Annotated in this window: 1 protein-coding gene; it reads left to right on the plus strand. The window is 65.5% G+C overall.

What is annotated here, in order from left to right; all coding sequences use genetic code 11:
• The coding region (locus tag SM753_RS20250) for an aldehyde dehydrogenase family protein (RefSeq protein ID WP_323192889.1) at nucleotides 1-435 on the plus strand (435 nt) is incomplete at both ends.

Genomic DNA, 435 nt, shown 5'->3' on the forward strand with positions numbered 1-435 from the left:
GAAAGTCGCGGTGGGCGACCCGCTGGAGGAGAACACGTTCATGGGGCCGGCGATAGAGCCGGGCCACGTCGAGAAGATCCAGCGGTACAACGACCTGGCACAGCAGGAGGGCGCGAACGTGCTGGTCGACCGGACGGAACTCGACGACGAGGAGATCCCGGACGGGCACGAGGACGGTCACTGGGTCGGGCCGTTCGTCTACGAGGTCGACTACGAGGAGGACCTGCGGTGTCTGAAAGAGGAGGTGTTCGGCCCGCACGTTGCGTTAGTGGAGTACGAGGGCGACATCGACCGTGCGATCGAGATCCACAACGATACGCCGTACGGGCTCGCGGGAGCGGTGATCTCGGAGGATTACCGGCAGATCCACCGGTTCCGCGACCACGCGGAGATCGGGCTGGCGTACGCGAACCTGCCGTGTATCGGCGCGGAGGT

This window comes from Halostella sp. PRR32 (assembly GCF_034808085.1).
GTDB classification, from domain to species: Archaea; Halobacteriota; Halobacteria; order Halobacteriales; family Natronoarchaeaceae; genus Halostella; species Halostella pelagica.